General features: G+C 45.5%; 2 protein-coding genes. Both read right to left on the reverse strand.

From position 1 onward, the window contains the following. On the reverse strand, positions 1 to 1,021 hold a 1,021-nt coding region (locus tag A3762_RS16100; RefSeq protein ID WP_068756608.1), incomplete at its 3' end, for a VTT domain-containing protein. 9 nt (positions 1,022 to 1,030) lie between these two features. Next, positions 1,031 to 1,742 (reverse strand): GGDEF domain-containing protein (locus A3762_RS16105; RefSeq protein WP_156493514.1); only part of this gene is annotated, 712 nt, incomplete at its 5' end.

The following is a 1,742-nucleotide window of genomic DNA, read 5'->3' on the forward strand; positions in this document are numbered from 1 at the left end:
CTAAGCATCCGATGAAGACAGCTGCTCCACTGGTATGCCCACTCGGAAATGCACCACTTGAAAGTGCACCGAGCAAATGGTCTGGGCGGATTGTGTTAAATAAGTATTTAAACCCATGGGTGAATCCGGCGACAGTGATACCCGTCAGAGCGAAGTAGATAGCATGCTTGTATTGTTTATGGGTCGCGAGAGATGCAACGCATATCAGGAATAACAAGATAAGCAGAGCTTGATCGCCGAGCAGCGTGATGAAAACAAAGAAGCTGTAAAACAAGGTATCCCTGACAGTTAATGCCTTGGCGAGAACCCATACATCAAAGCCATCTAGCATGCCGCTAATGTTTAAGTAAGCAATGCTTGAAAATGCTATGGCACTTAAAGTGAATATTGAGCCAAAGTATACGAACGGTTTTGCTCGCTGTTTGCTCAGTGATAACCATAATAGGCTGATCGCAATTATTAGGCATAAAACAAGCACAAGGGCATAGGTAATATCACGATTTTGAGTAGCGAGTTGCGTTATTTCTGCTCCCAAATAACCGGGTAATATATAGGCTGGAGCCCATGCGATAGCTGAAAGCAGATTGATAAGAATAAATTTGGTGGGTGACATTTGGAGTACACCCGCAGTGAGTGGGAGTACTGGACGCAGAGGTCCGACAAACCGACCAATGACTACGCTGTAGGTGCCATATTTCTCAAAAAATCTTTCACCCTCTTGTAAGGCGTTTGGATACTTTGAAAAAGGCCATGTGAGGGGTAATCGGTCGTGGAAGGCACGGCCAATATAAAAGCTAATAACGTCACCAAGCACAGCGCCGATAAATGCGGCAGCTAATACCTCTATGAGCGGGATGCCTGCGAGTCCTGCAACGGCAGCAGCTGAAAATAGCAATGCAACGCCTGGGACAACAATGCCTGCGATGGCAAATGATTCGACAAACGCGATGATTGCAATTGCAGGTAATATTAAGCTCGCGTTTGCGGTGAGCCAGTGACTTAACTCTATTAAACTTGGCATCTTAGGTGGTTAGTCGTTCAATATAACGCGATTATTACCTTTGCTGTGTGCTTCAGCCAGCGCTGCATGCGCGCCTTGAAGCAACTCTTGAGCGCTTTTTGAGTTTTTAACAGGTGTGAATGTATTGGCGCCGATGCTGACTGTAATGCTGTCCACTTCGGGCCACGTGCTTTCTTCAAGCGTTCTTCTGATTCGTTCTGCAATGACAAGTACGCCCTCTTCTGGTGTGCAGGGTAGTAGCAAGTAAAAACGCTGCTGGGCATCGAAGTATTGGCTGTCTCCTGCTCGAATCATTCCATTCAGCGTTTCAGATAATTGTTTCAATAAATCTTGCTGAATGCCAATACCATGCATTTCTTCTATTTGTTCAAAGTAATCGACTTCAAGAGACAATATGGAAACAGGGCGCTCTGTTTCTTTAGATCGTGAGACTTCTTTATTCAGTGTGTCTTCTAAGTGTCTGATGTTGTAAGCACTAGTCACCGGCTCATGAATGGCTAACTCAACGAGAGTACGACTGCGACTCTGGTGCAGCATTGCAAATGTTCCTGCAAATGCAATCATCAGTACATAGCTCGTGGCGAACAAAGAAACAGTGAGTAGATCTGCATGGTGGAATAACACTGCAGTGAAGCATAATCCTGCAACGATACTAAGGATTTTGGCTTGTTTCAGTGGTAAGGCGATGTAGGCAAACAAGCCCAGAGGGATGAGCCAGTAC

Source organism: Oleiphilus sp. HI0125 (assembly GCF_001635355.1).